This window comes from Endozoicomonas atrinae, from assembly GCF_001647025.1.
GTDB classification, from domain to species: domain Bacteria; phylum Pseudomonadota; class Gammaproteobacteria; order Pseudomonadales; family Endozoicomonadaceae; genus Endozoicomonas; species Endozoicomonas atrinae.
Genome location: NZ_LUKQ02000604.1, coordinates 1 through 1,089, shown reverse-complemented (window position 1 = coordinate 1,089; position 1,089 = coordinate 1). Strand labels below are relative to the sequence as shown.

General features: G+C 54.6%; 1 protein-coding gene. It reads left to right on the top strand.

From position 1 onward, the window contains the following. Nucleotides 1–1,089 (top strand): hypothetical protein (locus AK963_RS34075; protein ID WP_202969936.1); only part of this gene is annotated, 1,089 nt, incomplete at both ends.

Here is a 1,089-nt window from a genome sequence, read left to right as displayed (position 1 = left end):
TAGACAACCTGCCTGACACTGGTACCGAGATACAAGTGGATTATCAGGAAGGCACCAGCGCCGGTGGTCAGGTGAACGTTGCCATCGATGGCCAGGGCGTAATGAGTGGCACAATTCCCGGTGCGCCATTATTGCCCGGTTCCATACAGTTGCAGTTTCTAGTGGAGCAGTTATCCAATATTGAGAACGATGTATATGGCGAAGATTGGACGAACTACGAAACTACAAGAAACGTTGCAAAGCAGATCAGCGATGACACAGCGGGTGGCTGGCGTGGCGTAACAGGCACCATTGACTATCAGACCGGGGATTTTACGGTTCTGGCCTTGCAGGATTACAACTATACAGAATACAGCAATGTCTCTCGCTCTGTTGCTGGTCGCACTTATTACCGGGTAGAAAGCACCAACACCACCAGAACCCAGACCTTTAACGGCAGCAGCATCACCGCCATCGCCCAGGCCAGCAACCTGAGTCATGCGCCCTACAGCGAAACCTTACCATCACCCGAGCTGACCCTGGATTTATTGCCCTTAATCAGCGATACCCTACTGCCGGGCAGCGTGGTGTTTAGTTGGAACGGGCAGACTTACTATGACCGGGATGGCCAGGTGTTCACCGATCTCAGCACCGAAACCAACGCAGGCCTGCAGGTAGGCAGCATTGACTACAGCGGTGGCGTGGTCACGTTAGCCACTTATCCACAGGGCGGCTTTTCCAGCGCCACCATTGAAGCGGCTGCCACCATCGGCCCGGGGTTCAAAGTCGACGCCGTGGCCTTTCGTACACCGGGCTCGCCGGTTCGATTGGGCAGTTTGCAGCTAACCGCCGTGAGAGTGGATAACGGCGACATCATTACCGCCAGCGCCGACTTTAACGGCGAGATAAACACCAGTGAAGTGCAGGGAAAGATCGACACCACCACCGGCAGGTGTGAGATTCAATTTACCAACGGCTCAGATCCAATTTTCGTCATACCGCAGAGCATACGATATAACTGCATTGTGGAAACCAGCCTGCCGCTGGACGCCGAACTGATCGGGCTAGACCCGGTGCGTTTACCACCGGATGGCAAGGTGCCCATTTTCA